General features: G+C 59.4%; 18 protein-coding genes and 1 pseudogene. 6 read left to right on the top strand and 13 right to left on the bottom strand.

The features are described from left to right. Window positions 1–21: 21 nt before the first annotated feature. The 5 genes from OK142_RS12355 to OK142_RS12335 are packed head-to-tail and all read right to left on the bottom strand — an operon-like array spanning window position 22 to window position 4,310. Window positions 22–816 carry an ABC transporter ATP-binding protein gene (locus OK142_RS12355; protein WP_003491711.1) on the bottom strand — a complete coding sequence of 265 codons (795 nt, stop codon included), beginning with the start codon at window positions 814–816 and terminating at the stop codon, window positions 22–24. Continuing rightward, window positions 813–1,256: an NUDIX hydrolase gene (locus OK142_RS12350; RefSeq protein ID WP_003491709.1), complete on the bottom strand. Its 444-nt coding sequence runs from the start codon at window positions 1,254–1,256 to the stop codon at window positions 813–815. Before OK142_RS12350 ends, OK142_RS12355 begins: the two co-directional genes overlap by 4 nt. Then, entirely contained in the window at window positions 1,253–2,707 is a 1,455-nt protein-coding gene (gene hydA, locus OK142_RS12345) for a dihydropyrimidinase (RefSeq protein WP_498683006.1), read from the bottom strand. The genes OK142_RS12350 and hydA overlap by 4 nt, the downstream gene beginning before the upstream one ends. A 20-nt stretch (window positions 2,708–2,727) precedes the next feature. Further along, the gene (locus OK142_RS12340; RefSeq protein ID WP_498683005.1) at window positions 2,728–3,066 is read right to left on the bottom strand and encodes a hypothetical protein; all 339 of its coding nucleotides are present in this window, start codon (window positions 3,064–3,066) and stop codon (window positions 2,728–2,730) included. After that, window positions 3,063–4,310, bottom strand: a complete 1,248-nt coding sequence (locus OK142_RS12335) for a Zn-dependent hydrolase (RefSeq protein ID WP_498683004.1) — start codon at window positions 4,308–4,310, stop codon at window positions 3,063–3,065. Before OK142_RS12335 ends, OK142_RS12340 begins: the two co-directional genes overlap by 4 nt. 260 nt (window positions 4,311–4,570) lie before the next feature. On the opposite strand from OK142_RS12335, the gene rutR reads away from it, so the two are divergent. The 3 genes and pseudogenes from rutR (at window position 4,571) to OK142_RS12320 (ending at window position 6,058) form a co-directional block, all read left to right on the top strand. Beyond that, a complete protein-coding gene (gene rutR, locus OK142_RS12330) occupies window positions 4,571–5,212 on the top strand; it encodes an HTH-type transcriptional regulator RutR (protein ID WP_082182803.1) in 642 nt (213 codons plus the stop codon). 254 nt (window positions 5,213–5,466) lie between these two features. Continuing rightward, window positions 5,467–5,790, top strand: a pseudogene (locus OK142_RS12325) (DUF2325 domain-containing protein); the annotation flags it as partial. After that, on the top strand, window positions 5,771–6,058 hold the full coding sequence (locus OK142_RS12320; RefSeq protein WP_035240976.1) for a hypothetical protein: 288 nt from the start codon (window positions 5,771–5,773) through the stop codon (window positions 6,056–6,058). The pseudogene OK142_RS12325 and the gene OK142_RS12320, both read left to right, overlap by 20 nt. 76 nt (window positions 6,059–6,134) lie before the next feature. On the opposite strand, the gene OK142_RS12315 is transcribed toward OK142_RS12320, so the two are convergent. The 5 genes from OK142_RS12315 to uppO form a co-directional block, all read right to left on the bottom strand. Beyond that, window positions 6,135–6,500, bottom strand: coding sequence for a DUF423 domain-containing protein (locus tag OK142_RS12315; RefSeq protein WP_003491691.1), 366 nt, complete (start codon window positions 6,498–6,500; stop codon window positions 6,135–6,137). After that, window positions 6,497–6,898, bottom strand: a complete 402-nt coding sequence (locus OK142_RS12310) for a group II truncated hemoglobin (RefSeq protein WP_003491689.1) — start codon at window positions 6,896–6,898, stop codon at window positions 6,497–6,499. Before OK142_RS12310 ends, OK142_RS12315 begins: the two co-directional genes overlap by 4 nt. Window positions 6,899–6,999: 101 nt before the next feature. Continuing rightward, window positions 7,000–7,353, bottom strand: coding sequence for a HepT-like ribonuclease domain-containing protein (locus OK142_RS12305; protein ID WP_498683000.1), 354 nt, complete (start codon window positions 7,351–7,353; stop codon window positions 7,000–7,002). Next, complete coding sequence (locus OK142_RS12300; RefSeq protein WP_035240971.1) at window positions 7,353–7,649, bottom strand: nucleotidyltransferase family protein; 297 nt, start codon at window positions 7,647–7,649, stop codon at window positions 7,353–7,355. The genes OK142_RS12305 and OK142_RS12300 overlap by 1 nt, the downstream gene beginning before the upstream one ends. A 36-nt stretch (window positions 7,650–7,685) precedes the next feature. Then, window positions 7,686–9,101 carry a polysaccharide biosynthesis phosphomannomutase UppO gene (gene uppO, locus OK142_RS12295; protein ID WP_498682998.1) on the bottom strand — a complete coding sequence of 472 codons (1,416 nt, stop codon included), beginning with the start codon at window positions 9,099–9,101 and terminating at the stop codon, window positions 7,686–7,688. A gap of 257 nt (window positions 9,102–9,358) precedes the next feature. On the opposite strand from uppO, the gene uppM reads away from it, so the two are divergent. Beyond that, the gene (gene uppM / locus OK142_RS12290; RefSeq protein ID WP_035240970.1) at window positions 9,359–10,981 is read left to right on the top strand and encodes a polysaccharide biosynthesis protein UppM; all 1,623 of its coding nucleotides are present in this window, start codon (window positions 9,359–9,361) and stop codon (window positions 10,979–10,981) included. A gap of 25 nt (window positions 10,982–11,006) precedes the next feature. Here uppM and OK142_RS12285 read toward each other — a convergent pair whose 3' ends face one another. Then, window positions 11,007–11,216, bottom strand: coding sequence for a hypothetical protein (locus tag OK142_RS12285; protein WP_498682996.1), 210 nt, complete (start codon window positions 11,214–11,216; stop codon window positions 11,007–11,009). 258 nt (window positions 11,217–11,474) lie between these two features. On the opposite strand from OK142_RS12285, the gene uppL reads away from it, so the two are divergent. Then, window positions 11,475–12,275: a polysaccharide biosynthesis UDP-hexose transferase UppL gene (gene uppL, locus OK142_RS12280; RefSeq protein WP_035241803.1), complete on the top strand. Its 801-nt coding sequence runs from the start codon at window positions 11,475–11,477 to the stop codon at window positions 12,273–12,275. Between the two features lie 176 nt (window positions 12,276–12,451). Continuing rightward, a complete protein-coding gene (locus OK142_RS12275; RefSeq protein ID WP_035240965.1) occupies window positions 12,452–12,700 on the top strand; it encodes a hypothetical protein in 249 nt (82 codons plus the stop codon). Window positions 12,701–12,734: 34 nt separating this feature from the next. Here the strand turns inward: OK142_RS12275 and uppJ are convergent, their stop codons facing one another. Continuing rightward, entirely contained in the window at window positions 12,735–13,679 is a 945-nt protein-coding gene (gene uppJ / locus OK142_RS12270) for a polysaccharide biosynthesis UDP-hexose transferase UppJ (RefSeq protein WP_498682994.1), read from the bottom strand. Between the two features lie 8 nt (window positions 13,680–13,687). Then, a complete protein-coding gene (gene uppH, locus OK142_RS12265; RefSeq protein WP_246231005.1) occupies window positions 13,688–14,599 on the bottom strand; it encodes a polysaccharide biosynthesis endo-1,4-beta-xylanase UppH in 912 nt (303 codons plus the stop codon). Between the last annotated feature and the right edge of the window lie 272 nt (window positions 14,600–14,871).

Raw genomic sequence — 14,871 nt, 5'->3', positions numbered from 1 at the left:
GGGGTAATGCTGGCGATGACCTCACCCCTCATAGCTATGCCCCGCCTTCAGCCCCTCACGCACGCGATGCGCAATCGCCAGAAACTCCGGCGTCTCCCTGATCTCAAGCGGCCTTTCCCGTGGCAGCGTGGACGTGATCACGTCCGTCACCCGGCCGGGGCGCGGCGACATGACGACGATCTTGGTCGAGAGATAAACCGCTTCCGGAATGGAATGGGTGACGAAGCAGATGGTCTTGCCGGTCGTATCCCAGAGTTTCAGCAGCTGCTCGTTGAGATGGTCGCGGACGATCTCGTCCAGCGCGCCGAAAGGTTCGTCCATCAGCAGCAGGTCGGCATCGAAGGCGAGCGCGCGGGCGATGGAGGCGCGCTGCTGCATGCCGCCGGAAAGCTGCCAGGGGTATTTCTTGCTGAAACCGCTGAGATTGACGAGATCGAGCGTGCGTTCGATGCGCTCCTTCTGTTCGGCCTTCGTGTAACCCATGATTTCGAGCGGCAGGGCGATGTTCTTTTCGATGCTGCGCCAGGGATAAAGGGCGGCGGCCTGAAAGACGTAACCGTAGGAGCGATCCCTACGGGCGTTTTCCGGCGTGGTGCCGTTGACGGTGATATCGCCGGATGTGTGTTTTTCCAGATCGGCGATGACCCGCAGAAAGGTGGTCTTGCCGCAGCCGGAAGGGCCGATGAAGGAGACGAAATCGCCCTTGCCGACCTCCAGGTCGACATTGGAGAGTGCATGCACCGGGCCATCGCCCGTTTCGAAGGTGAGGCCGAGATTTCTGGCGGAAACGACGGAATAGGACGAGGCCTGGTTCATCTTGGCTTGTTTCCACTTTCCGTCAGGGCCGCGCGCGCCAGCGGCAGCATGCGGGTTTCCGTGAGTTTGGCGATCGGCAGATCGGAGGCCGCATCGACATCGAGCCAGCGCACCTCCTCTATCTCCGCCTGCGGGACGACATCGGTATCCAGCTGGGCGACGAAGGCATGGGCGACGACGTCCGCGCCCGTTTCATTGGCGGCCTCCTCGCGAAAGACACCCTCATATCGCGCGGCATTTTCAGGAAGCGCCAGGCCGATTTCCTCGGCAAGTTCGCGGTGGAGCGCCTCCTCAGGCGTTTCGCCCGGATCGATCTTGCCGCCCGGCTGCATGAATTGTGTGGTGCCGCGTTTGCGCACCACCAGCATTTGTCGTCGTTCGTTCAGGAGAACGGCCGCGGCGATGACGATTTCGCGTTTCGGATCAGTGCTCACGGTCATACACCCGATGCCGGAATGCCTGTGCGCTCCACCTTGCGGGGTGCGACAAGTTCCTTCCATGTGGAAAGCGCCCGGCTGACCGCGGGGTTGGGTGCGCGGGCGACGAACCGGCCGTGGCCTTCCTGTGTTTCGATGGTGGCCTCCTCGATGCTGACGAGACCGCGCGACAGGGTGAAGCGCGGCAGGCCCTTGACCTTTTGCCCTTCGAACACGTTGTAATCGATGGCCGATTGCTGGCTCGTTGCGCTGATTGTCTTCGTCAGTTGCGGGTCCCAGACGACGATATCGGCATCGCTGCCAACGAGGATCGCGCCCTTTTTGGGATAGATGTTCAGGATCTTCGCAATATTGGTGGAGGTCACGGCGACGAATTCGTTCATCGTCAGGCGGCCGGTCGCCACGCCATGGGTCCAGAGCAGTGGCATGCGATCTTCCAGCCCACCGGTGCCATTGGGGATCTTGCGGAAATCACCGAGGCCGAAGCGTTTCTGCTCGGTGGTGAAGGCGCAATGGTCGGTCGCCACGCATTGCAGCGAGCCGGAGGCGAGACCTGCCCAGAGGCTGTCCTGATGCTGCCGGTTGCGGAAGGGTGGCGACATGACCCGACGGGCAGCATGATCCCAGTCGGCATTGGCATATTCGCTCTCGTCTAGGATCAGGTGCTGGATCAGCGGTTCGCCATAAACGCGCATGCCGTTCTGACGCGCGCGGCGGATCGCTTCATGCGCCTGTTCACACGACGTATGGACGACATAAAGCGGCGCACCCGCCATATCGGCGATGATGATGGCGCGGTTGGTGGCCTCGCCTTCGACGGAGGGGGGCCGGGAATAGGCATGCGCCTCGGGGCCGACATTGCCTTCCGCCATCAGCTTTTCCTGCATCTGCGCGACGATATCGCCGTTTTCCGCATGCACGAAGGGAATGGCGCCAAGTTCGGCGCAGCGCGAGAAGGAGGCGAACATCTCGTCGTCATTCACCATCAGCGCGCCCTTATAGGCCATGAAGTGCTTGAACGAGTTGATGCCCTTTTCCTGAACGACCGTCTTCATCTCGTTGAAGACCTGCTCGCCCCACCAGGTAACGGCCATATGGAAGGAGTAATCGCAATTGGCGCGCGTCGCCTTGTTGTCCCATCTTTGCAGGGCATCGAGCAGCGACTGGCCGGGCTCGGGCAGGCAGAAATCCACCACCATGGTCGTGCCGCCGGCAAGGGCCGCCCGCGTGCCGCTCTCGAAATCATCGGCTGAATAGGTGCCCATGAAGGGCATTTCCAGATGCACATGCGGATCGATGCCGCCGGGCATGACGTAACATCCCGTCGCATCGAGCACGGTCCCGCCGGTCAGGTCGGGTCCGATCTCGGTGATCCTGCCGCCTTCGATCTTTACGTCGGCCTTGTAGGTGAGGTCAGCGGTGACGATGGTGCCGTTCTTGATGATGGTGGTCATAATTGACGTTCCATTTAGAGTTAAACCTTTGAACGACGCATCTTCACTGCGTATTGGTTGGCCTGTAGGCGGTCACGAGCTTTGTTAATTTCTTCGGGTGAAAACAGATCCAGCCATCTGACGTCCTCGACCACCAACGCCTCGACGGTCAAATCAAGACGCTTCGCGAGCATCAACGCGGTGTATCCTTGCGATTGCTGCTCAGCGTTGATGAGTGTTTTGGCTGTCGCTACGCCTCCACGATTGAGGAGCATGTTGTAGAAGATCGTCGCGTTATATTTTGCTTCAGATTTTGCGCGATGATAAATCTCAAACATCGCCATCTCGAATTTCTGCTCCAAGGGCGAGATTTTTTTCATTCCACGATCTCCGCAGTCTCAAGCACCGCATGCAGCAGCACGTCGCAGCCCGCGGCGGCCCATTCCGGCGAAATTTCCTCCGCTTCGTTGTGGGAAAGCCCGTCCACGCAGGGGCAGAAGATCATGGTGGAGGGGGCGACCCTTGCGGTCCAGCAGGCATCGTGGCCGGCGCCGGAAATGATGTCCATGTGGCTGTAGCCGAGTTTTTCCGCGGCAGAGCGCACGCGGCCGACCAGCACCGGATCGAAGGTGACGGGATCGAAATGGCCGATGGCCTCGATCGTGCAGCCGACGCCGAGTTCTTCGGCGATAACAGGCACCTCGCGTTCGAAGATGGCGCGCATGCTGTCGAGTTTCGCCTGTGAGGGAGTTCTGAGGTCGATGGTGAAGACCACCTTGCCGGGCAACACGTTGCGGGAATTGGGTGTGAAGATCATCTGGCCGACGCCGGCGACCGCGCCCGGCTGGTGGGCCATCGCCACTTCCTGCACCTTTTCGAGAATGCGGGCGGCAGCCAGGCCGGCATTGACGCGCATCGCCATCGGCGTTGAGCCGGTATGCGCTTCCTTGCCGGTCAGCGTCACTTCCAGCCACCACAGGCCCTGGCAATGGGTGACGACGCCGATCTGTTTGCCTTCTGCCTCGAGGATCGGCCCCTGTTCGATGTGATATTCGAAATAGGCGTGCATTTTGCGCGCGCCCACCTCTTCCTCGCCCAGCCAGCCAATGCGCTTCAGCTCCTCGCCATAGGTCTTGCCGTCCGTATCGGTGCGGCCATAGGCGTAATCGAGATCGTGAACGCCGGCGAAGACGCCGGAGGCCAGCATGGCAGGGGCAAAGCGTGCGCCTTCCTCGTTCGCCCAATTGGTGACGACGATCGGGTGCTTTGTCTTGATGTTCAGGTCGTTCAGGCTGCGCACCACTTCCAGCCCGGCCAGCACGCCGAGCACGCCGTCGAATTTGCCGCCGGTTGGCTGGGTGTCGAGGTGGCTGCCGATATAAACGGGAAGCGCGTCCGGATCCTCGCCGGGGCGGGTGGCGAACATGGTGCCCATGCGGTCGACGCCAAGCGTCAGGCCTGCCGCTTCACACCAGCGCTGGAAGAGACTGCGGCCCTGCGCGTCCTCATCCGTCAGGGTGCGGCGATTATTGCCGCCGGCGATGCCGGGGCCGATTTTCGCCATGTCCATCAGACTGTCCCACAGACGGTCGCCATTGACCGTCAAGTTCTTACCCGCCGCCATGAAGTGTCGTCCTCACCTGTTTTGTTTTTATCGAAGCAAAGCTTGTGCCGTTCCCGTTTTTGCCGGTTAAGATAACAGCCATTGCCTTGTGATGGCGATGGGGGATAAATTGACCGGCTGGTAAACATTGCAAATTCGCCATGATGTCAGCAAGGGATTTTCGTGACGAATCGCACTAATTTTGCCTAAACTGTACGCGGCGATTATTTTTTAAGCATACTGTAACGGCAATTGCATCGAAAAGAAACAGAGAGCTGAGAATGGCCATACCGCGAGCAGCGAAAACACAGAAGCGGACCCGCATTCAGGAAGAAAAGCAGGAAGCTATCCTTGAGGCGGCGCTCAGTGTGTTCTCCACCAACGGCTTTCGCGGTTCCACCATCGACCAGATTGCCGAGGCGGCCGGCATGTCGAAACCCAACGTGCTTTATTATTTCCGCACCAAGGAGGCGATGCATCGCGCGCTGATCGAGCGGGTGCTGGACACATGGCTTGATCCGCTCAGGGCTTTCGATGCTGAGGGCAACCCCGAAAGTGAAATTCGCTCCTATATTCGCCGCAAGCTGGAGATGTCGCGGGACTTTCCGCGTGAGAGCCGCCTGTTCGCCAATGAAATCCTGCAGGGCGCGCCGCATATCGAGGACGAACTGAAGGGGCCGCTGAAGCAACTGGTGGATGAAAAAGCCGAGGTGATCCGCGCCTGGGTGAAGGCCGGGCGGATGGCCAAATGTGATCCCTACCACCTGATTTTCTCGATCTGGTCGACCACCCAGCACTATGCGGATTTCGATGTGCAGGTGCGTGCGGTGCTGGGCGACAAGAACGGTGGCGAGGGGCGTTTCGAGGATGCGGCCCGGCATCTGGAGCAGCTTTTCATGGGCGGATTGCGGATTAGCGGCTGAGCCGTGAGGTTCTCGCGATGATGTGATCGGTTCTTTGTGTCAAAACATGAGGAAAATTATCACCTTTATACTTTACTCCAAAACTCATCTTTATTATGGTGCCGACATCCCGAACGTCCGGGGCATTGAAAAATCAACCGGCAGGTGAGGGAATGGCACGCAAGGAAAAGAAGAAGGCGGGACGCGGCGAAAAGCAGGGCAAGGGCGCGCAACAGACCGAAAGGGATGTGGCCGAACAGCAGCTTTCCGGCCCGAAGAGCTTTCTTTATGTCGGCGGCCGTGACTGTCAGGTTGCGCATCTTCGCCAGATTGCCAGCAATTTCGGTGCCGAGCTCATCCATCACGATGGCGGACTGCGTGAGGCGGTCTCGCGCATCGATACCGTCCTTCCCTCCGTCGACTGCGTTTTCTGCCCGATCGACTGTATCAGCCACGATGCGTGTCTGCGGGTGAAGTCCGGTTGCAAGAAATTCGGCAAGACGTTCATTCCGCTGCGCAATGGCAGCAAATCCAGTCTGGAGCGGGCGCTGCAGACGATGAATGAACGGACCTCCAACGATGAGCGACGAGCACAATAATTTTAAGGATGCAGAGCCCGCGGCGGCTGAAGCCTGCCGCGTGGAACTGCACAAGATCGCCGAACAGGCTGCCGATCCGGCCCTGACGGACATATATGAAATCCTTGGCGAACGCGAGCGGCGCAACCGCGCCGCGGCCGGCGGCGGCAATGTGGTGAACTTTCCCCATCTGCGCACCCGCCAGCCCGGAGAAACGCCATCCTTCGATATCGGGGAGGCGGCTGAGAAGGGCCGCAACATCCTGTCGTTTCGCTGGACGCGGGGCTAGGGTTTAATCCTCTCGCCGAGTGTGAGGGAAGCTCCGCGCGCAATATGCGTCACGACGCAGATGCTCTAAAACACGATCAGCCCTTCGGCTTTAAAAACGCGCCGGCGCAGAGCACCAGCCATCCGGCAATCATGCCGAGGCCACCGAGAGGCGCTGCGTAGGGAAACAGGCTGTGGCCCGAAAAATGCCGCGTGACGAGGTCGCCGACGAAGACCGCCGTGCCGAGGCCGAGGATCAGTCCAGCCGGAATGGCGGTTCTGATGCGATCCGCGCCGATATGCAGCGCCACCAGCACCGGCGCATGCGCGAGCGCCATCGCGGAGGCATTGCCCAGCATATAGGTTTCGCCGGTATGGGTGGCGGCCGCGGCCAGCATGACGCCGGCAGCACCCATAAGGCCGCCCAGCAACAGAATGAAAGCGCGCAGTCTTTCGTGGGTCATGATTTATCCGCTTCCTGATTCTGCATGTGAAAGGCCAGTCGCTCCACCGGTGCCCAGATGATGTCCCGGAGCTTCGGGTTTTCGATGGTCTCTTCCATCGCGCGGCGGAAGCAGAGCAGCCATTCATCCCGTTCGGCGGGCCCGATGGGCGCCACGAAATGACGCCGGCGCAGCATCGGATGGCCGTGTTTTTCGACATAGACCGGCGGTCCGCCAAGATATCCGGTCAGATAATCGTAGAACTTGCTTTCGCTGCCGGAGAGATCGGCGGGATGGATGGCGCGGCAATGCGCCGCCTCGGGCAACGTGTCCATCAATTCATAGAAGCGCCGCGTCAAGGCTTTGACCGTCGCATCGCCGCCGATCGCTTCATAAAGGGTAATGGTCTCGCCGCTCACATCCCGCCTCCTTGAACCCTGCGGCCCTTATCGCTTTCCGGGGCGGGAAGAGCAACAGGTAAAGGCGGGATGCGACATTTGCGACAGCGCGGTGGCAAAATTCACTTTTCGGATTCGATAGACCATTGAATAGTCTGAACAGCGATTTTGAGCGGAGCTACATGCTCGGTTACGACCGCCCAAACCACATCGTCGGCGATCTTATGATATTCGTGACGAAGAATATTTCCGATACCGCGAATCTGCTTCCACGGTACATCTGGTGCGAGGTTTAGCAATTCTTCCGGTATATGGCGGGATGCCTCCGAAACGATTTCCAATGCGCGCTGCACGGCAAGTTTCAGCAGCCAATTTTGCTGGAAATCAGCAAGTGACAGACCTGCGGTGTGGGTCTCTATGCCGTCTATGGCTTCCAGAATTTCTGTGAGAACGGGCCTGACTTTGCGCCGGATCATCAGAATATCCGCACTGCAGATTGCTCGATGTCAGTTCGAAGCATCGGGTGAAGACTGTTGCGTGTCGTCACGTCCACTTCCACTTCCAGTTCTTCTTCCAGAAACTGCTTGATACCGACGAGATCAATCAAGGAGAAACGGCGACCCGGATCATAGTCGATGAAGATGTCCAAGTCGCTTGAGGCCATGGCTTCATTGCGGGCGGTCGATCCAAAGAGATACAGCGAAGTCGCGCCCATGCTTTTCACTGCTTGGGCGTGCTGTTTGAGCTTTCTGATCGCGTCCGTTCTCTTCATGCGTTCAACTTACATCATCCCGCATGCGCCATCCACTCATCCGAAATTGCGGATGAGATCGAGCCCCTTGTTGAGAAGCATTTCGGCTTCATCCTGATTGGCGGCCTCGACATAGCAGCGCATTTCGGGAGCGTTGCCGGAAGGGCGGAAATGGATGGTGCTGCCGTCGGTCAGCGCCACACGCAGGCCGTCAATGTCGCTGAGCGCCTTCACCGCGCCGACCGGGGCGAGGAAGGTTTCGAGATTGCTGCGTGAGGCGCGCAGATGCGCCATCAGGGCGGCGCTCTTTTCCTGCGCGAAGTTCTCCAGACGGTCGGCGGCGGCAACCGGCAGCCTGTAGGCGGCTGCGATTTGCGACAAAGGCTTTTTCTGTTCGGCGGACAGAAGCAACACGGCAAGGACAGGCAGGAAGCTGTCGCGCGTCGGCAGCGGCGAAAGCGGCCTGCCGTTGAGGGTGAAGGCAGAGGCGGTCAACAGGCCGCCATTGGCCTCGAAGCCCATGACGCCGTTCTTTCCCTCGGCAAGCGCTTCACCCATGCCGGCGATCACGAAAGGTGAGCCGACCCTGGTGCGGACGACCTCGAACGAACCGCTCGCTTCAATGCCGGAATTGGAGGTGACGGGGGTGACAACCACGCCGGCGTCGAGAAAATTGGCGGTAATAAGCCCGATCAGGTCGCCGCGCAGAGGCACGCCGTTTTCATCGGCGAGCAGGGGGCGGTCGCCGTCGCCATCGGCGGAAACGATGGCGTCGAGACCGTGTTCCGGCGCCCACTCCTTAAGAAGTTCCAGCGTTTCCGGCGAAACTGCCTCGGTATCGACCGGAATGAAGGTCTCGGAACGGCCGAGCGGTACGACCTCTGCGCCATAATGGGCGAGAACGTCGACGAAGAGATCGCGCGCCACCGTGCTGTGCTGGTAGACGCCGATCTTCAGGCCCGACAGCGCCTTTTCCGGCAGCAGCGCGATATTGCGCTCGTAGAAAAGTTCGGCGGCGATTGCGGAATGATCCTCTGCCGTTGCGGCCTCGTCGCTGATGCCTTCAGCCTCGACCTCGGCTGCGAGTGCGGCAATCGCCGTTTCGTCCTGCTTGTCGATTTCGCCGTCGGGACGATAGAACTTGATGCCGTTGCGGTCGGCTGGAATATGCGAGCCGGTGATCATCAGCGCTCCGGCCTTCAGGGAAAGTCCGTAAAGTGCGAGCGCCGGCGTCGGCACCGTGCCGCAATCAAGCGGTGTCAGGCCGGCCTTTTTCAGCGCGGCGATGCAGGTTGCGGAAATATCCGGGCTCGAATCGCGAAAATCGCGGGCCACGAGAATGGGGTCTCCCGCCTTTGCCTGGCCCGATGCGAGAAGGTGCCTTGCAAATGCCGTGGCGTAGACGGCGGAGGCTTTTCCTTTCAGATCGACAGAGAGGCCGCGAAGGCCGCTCGTTCCAAATTTCAGGCTCATGCCAAACTCCGTTTCGATAAAATCTTTGAGGTTCAAATGGATAATACAAAAATATAACGCCTGAAAGAACCGTATCGATCCATCCAAGTCAATCGTCTCTTTCATGGCGGCCGGGAATAGGCAATGATGGCGGGAATGACGCAGGTAACCTAAAATTCACCCGTCATATTTAAACTTGCCCGCTAATGGCGGCCTTGGCGACGGTGAAAACCATCTGTTGCCGGCCTTTTTGTGGTTCGTTCGAGTTGGATTGGCTGATGTACAGGCTTCAAAAGGCGGGACATAAGCAGGCACGTCCGCTGGATGAAAAAGCGGCGCCCGCCGCCAGACCCCACGGTTCCCTGCTGGACGATCTGGTGGATGAGGACGAGGTTTTTGAGCGCACGGTGCTGAAGGAGCATCTTGAGCCGAAGCCGGCGGCCGCCGTTGCCGAGCCAGCCCCTACTGATAAACCCGTCAGGGCGGCATCGCCGACCGGGAGCCTCGCGAATGCGCTGCCGGGCCTGAAATACATCGACAGGATTGGCCTGGATGATGTGCTCACCTGGCTGCGCAACGGCATCGTCTGGATCGTGCTTGCGATCATTCTCTGCGTCGCCGCCGCACTCTCCTATGCCTATGTGACGCCGCCGCGTTACACCGCCTATACGGATATCGTCGTCAACCCCTCCAACCTCAACGTCGTCAGCGACGGGGTGTTTTCGCCGAACCAGCAGCGTGACACCCAGATCCTCGAGGTGGAGAGCAAGCTGCGCACCATCACGTCGCGCAATGTGCTGGCGCGGGTGGTGGACGAGTTGAAGCTCGATCAGGACCAGGAATTCATAACGCCGCCACCGCTTGCGCGGCTGAAGGCGATTTTTTCATCGAAACCGGAGGATGGCGATAACAAGGTCGGGGCGCTTCGTTCGCTTGGAGACCGGGTGGCCGCCGAGCGCGATCCGCGTTCCTTCGTGGTGACGCTTTCTGTCTGGACCAATGACGCCGAAAAATCCGTGCTGGTCTCCAAGGCCATCGTCAAGGCTTTCGAAAGCGAGCTGTTTCAGACGACCTCCGACAGCAGCCAGCGCATCGTCGACGATCTGAGGACGCGGCTTGAGGAAATGCGCGAGAATGTGACGGAGGCCGAAAAGCGCGTTGCGGATTTTCGCCGTGAAAACGGCCTGCAGGAGAATAACGGCCAGCTGGTCAGCAATCTTGCGTCCGGCGAGCTGAATGCGCAGGTTCTTGCGGCGCAGCAGCGGGTCATTCAGGAGGAATCGCGCCTCAAGCAAATGGAGGCGGCGATCGCCCAGAACCGCACGCAGAGCGACGCCATCTTCGACAGCCAGACCATGAACACCATCCGCGCGCAATACAGCACTTTGCAGCAGCAGATCGGTGCGATGACGCTGACCTACGGTGCGCGCCATCCGCGCCTCGCAACGGCGGGAGCGGAACGCGCCATGCTGGAACGCGGCATCGCGGATGAGGCGCAGCGCATTCTGCAGGCCGCCAAGACCAATGTCGCGGAGGCCCGCTCCTCGCTCGATGCCCTGAGGCTGAAGGCCGTGGCGGAACGCGCCAACGTCTTCACCGATAACGAGTCGCAGGTGCGCCTGCGCGATCTGGAGCGTGACGCCAACTCGGCCGCGGCGATCTACGAGACCTATCTCAACCGTTCGCGCCAGATCGCCGAGCAGCAGACAATCGATGCCACCAATGTGCGGGTGATTTCGCAGCCGGTGGCGCCCAATTCCAGAAGCTGGCCGCCGGGCAAGCTGATCTTCCTGATCGCCGGCGGCGCGGGCGGACTGTTCCTTGGCCTTGGCATCGCCATCGCGCTTGGGCTTCTGTCTTATCTGCGCCGCAACGATCACGAGGAAATCGCGGCGCGCTAGCCCAAGGACGATGGCCGGGGTCCGCTTATTCCTCGGAAATCAGGCCGTCATAAACCTCAAGCAGGGCGGCGGCGATGGCGGCACCCAGCGCATTGCCCGCGTCGCGAATACTGGCCTCGTCGCCGTCGCGGACGGAGACGGCAAGATCGGACGCTTCGTTCGCGACGATTTCCTTCGCCCGCTCTATCGCCCAAAGGCCGAAGTCGCCGCGGTTGTCGATCGATATGGTTTCCATGGTCGGGACCTTCTGTGTGGTTTGGTTTCGCCGTCCCTTAACCCATCGGTAGCAAAACCGGAATAGGACGGAGAGGGCATGTGTGAGCGTGCACTCAACCTTCAGGCGTATAAATTGCTTGCCTCAAGCTACGGATTTATAAAAATATTAATGATAGTTCTTCGTAGTGTTTGAAGCCTTATGGCCTAGCATCTGCGTGAATATAACAATGAAACGATGCCTATCTTGGACACCGGACAGAATATGACAGGGAGAGACATCCCGGATTTGGAAGGACCTGGCGCAGTCTGGCCGGTTATTCCGCTTGCGGCTTTACCCATCACTGACGCGACGATCGACGAGACGGCACAGGATTTCATTCTGCGCGCGGAAGGCGAGCGCGTGGCCGGCACGAGGCCGTTTTATTCGACATCGGCGAATGGCCAGGTCATCGCTCTCTGCCATCAGGACAAGGAATTCGACGCCATGCTGCGGCAGGCGGACCAGATTCACGCCGACGGCATGTCGCTGGTGATCTTTTCCCGCAAGTTCTGCAGCAAGGCGCTCAGGGAACGCGTCGCGACCACGGATCTCGTTCATGCGGTGGCCCGCAGGGCCGAAGAGACGGGTGCGCGTTTTTATTTCCTCGGCGGCTCCGAGGAGGTGAACCGCGCCGCGGTTGAGGAAATGCAGAGGCTCTATCCGCGCCTGATCTTCTCGGGCAGGCGCAACGGCTATTTCAAACGGGATGAAGAGGAGGCGATTCTTTCCGATATCGTCGCCTCACAGACCGATATTCTCTGGGTCGGCTTTGGCATACCGCTGGAGCAACGGTTCGTTTCGCGCAATCTCGACAGGCTTTCCGGCATTGCGGTCATTAAGACGTGCGGCGGGCTGTTCGATTTTCTCGCCGGCAAGAACAGCAGAGCACCGCAATGGATGCAGGATATGGGGCTCGAATGGCTCTACAGGGCCATGCTTGAACCGAAACGTCTCGGCAAGCGCTATCTGCTGACCAATCCGATCGCTATCTACTCGCTGCTGAAACATCGCTACATGGCTTCCGGTCAGAACCGGTAAGTCTTGCCACGGCAAGGTCTGGTATCCGCAGTCCGCTCCCCGCACATTACATAAGGCCATTCTAACGTATTGGATGAATGCGTCCCCGCGCCGAAATTCGTTGCAACTGCGCGCAACGGCGCTACATTAGGCGGATATTAGAAATTTATTCGAATCAGAGATATTTGAGGACAGCGATGGTTATTACGTCCGTTTCTCTTTTCATATATGGAATTGGTACCGTTACCTCTCTTGCCATGACCTATATCGAAGGCGCCCGCCGCGACAGGGACTGGGACCTTTATCGGGTGACCGGTATCATCCTTTGCTTTTTCTGGCCGGTTCTGGTGCCGCTTCTCATTCTCGCGGCTGTGTTTTCGTCATTCGGTTTCCAGAAACGACGCATGAGCCCATTTTCTCTGCGCAGGGAAAAAAGCCTGAGCTGAGAAGCCGGGACCTGCGGCTGGAACGGCCCTTTGTTCAGGCCTTTTTCGCCGGCGCCTTGTAAGGTGTGAGGGTGATGCCGAGGCTTGCCATGACGCGGCCGATGGACATCAGCGGCGGATGGGTGGCGGGCAGCAGCGATCCAGTTTTAAAGAATGCGGAGACGGCGCGGACCAGCGACAGGCAGAGGCTGACGGCGTTTTTGGCGGCAAGCGTGAGCCCGCCCTTCAGGCCGGGGCGACGGGCGCGGTCGATGCTGTAATTGATGATGCCGGTTCTGAGCGAGCGCTCCATGATCCAGCGCGGCGCCATGCGGTTTTCCGGCACATATTCGATGATGAGGGCTTGAGCGTTCCAGGCGAATTTGAAACCGGCCTTGCGGCAGCGGGTGAAGAAATCCATGTCGCCGCCGCCGAGGAAATTGAACTGCACGTCGAATTCCGGTTTTGCCAGCGTTTCGAAAACCCGCCCTGAGATCAGGCAGTTACCCGATCCGTGAATTTGATCGACCGGGCCGGTCGGCGCGTCGATGGAGCCGAACAGCGGATGTGACAGCACCGCCTTCGATGCGGGCGCGTCGAATTCGCGGTTGACCGGACCGCCGACGATATCAGCGCCGAAAGACCTTGCAGCCGAGACCATCTCGGCGAGCCAGACCGGGGAGGCTGCCTCGTCGTCATCGATCATCAGGAACCACTCAGCGGAAGGGTAGCTCTGCCGGGCGGTGCGAAACGCCGTGTTGATGGCGTAACAATTGCCCTGCGTCGGCTCTACAAGCGCCTGGCCTGTCACTTCATTTTCGGCAAAGAAGGAGCGCGCAACGGCAAGGCCTGCCTGACCTGCGCCATCATTATCGACCACGACGATGGCGAAGGGAAAATCGACCTTCTGGGCCAAGAGCGATGCCAATGTCTTGCGCAGGCCTTCCGGCCTGCGAAAACTTGGAATGCACACCACCGCTTCCGGCATGATCTCGGACATGGAAACTCCTAAATACCGGCAAGCGCTGCGGCGGAAAAAACGACGGCGCGCAGGCTTTGGCGCGGGCGATTGAGGAAAGTATCGGCAAGTGCCGAAACGGCCTCGCGATAGCGGCGGGCGCGAAAGGCCTGCGCCACCGTATAGGCGTTCATGTGGTTTTCGGACCTGTGACGGAGCCGCCTCAGCTCCTGCGGTGCAATGGCGGCGACGATGGCGGGGTCCGAAAACACCGCCTCGATCGCCGGTTCACAATCCCGGAACGTCAAAAGCCGGTTCATCATTACACTCGTCCTGTGCACCCGGTAGTCTAGAATATGCTGGCCCGGCAGATAGACGAAGCGGCCGGCGGCGGCCAGTCTGCACCAGCCGTACCAGTCTTCCGCATAACGCAATGTTTCGTCAAAGCCGCCGAAATCCTGAAAGATGCGGGTGCGGACCAGCATGATGCCGCCATTGACGATGAAGTTTCCGCCCAGAAGCGGCTGCAGAATGAAACCACCGGGCTTTTCCCGCCGGCGGATGAGATTGCGCCGGCCAATCTTGGCGCCGTTCTCGTCAATGCGCTCGTAATCGCCGTAGACGGCAACGACATCCGGCGCGGAGGCGCCGGCGCAAAGGGCCGCGATCGCGCCCGGTTTCAGGCGGTCGTCCGCATCGAGAAACATTGTCCATTCGCCGCGCGCCTGCGAAAGGCCGAAATTGCGCACGGCGGAAACGCCCTGCCGGCCCTGCGGCCGCGCAAGCAGTTTCACGCGTGGATCGGCAAAACTTTGCACCTTCTGCGCCGTGGCATCGGTGGAGCCGTCATCGACGACCAGCACTTCGCAAACGGTTTCGCCCTGAAACAACACGCTTTCGATCGCTTCCACGATGTAACGCTCACCGTTGCGAACGGGAATGACAATCGAGACGGAAACCAAGACTTTAAACTCCATAAGGCGTGGGCCAAGAATTCGCACAGTGAAGTTACTACCCGATTAAGCGGGCTTGCGCCAATTGTGACGTGGTATAGCGTCAGTTAACCTTGCAAATCTTTAATATCCTTTTGGCATGATTGAGATGTTATGTTTTGAGAATTAGAGCGCCCTTCGTCCTTTCGGATGTATCAGGACGCTCTGAAACTTTTGATCTGCGTATCGTTCCTGTCGAGAATCCATTCCGATTTTCGACCGATGCGCCGGGGTTGCGGAGG

Origin of the sequence: Agrobacterium sp. BT-220-3 (assembly GCF_025910175.1) — a bacterium.
Lineage (GTDB): Bacteria > Pseudomonadota > Alphaproteobacteria > Rhizobiales > Rhizobiaceae > Agrobacterium > Agrobacterium oryzihabitans.
The sequence above is the reverse complement of the archived record's forward strand: the minus strand, read 5'-3'. Positions and strand labels throughout refer to the sequence as shown.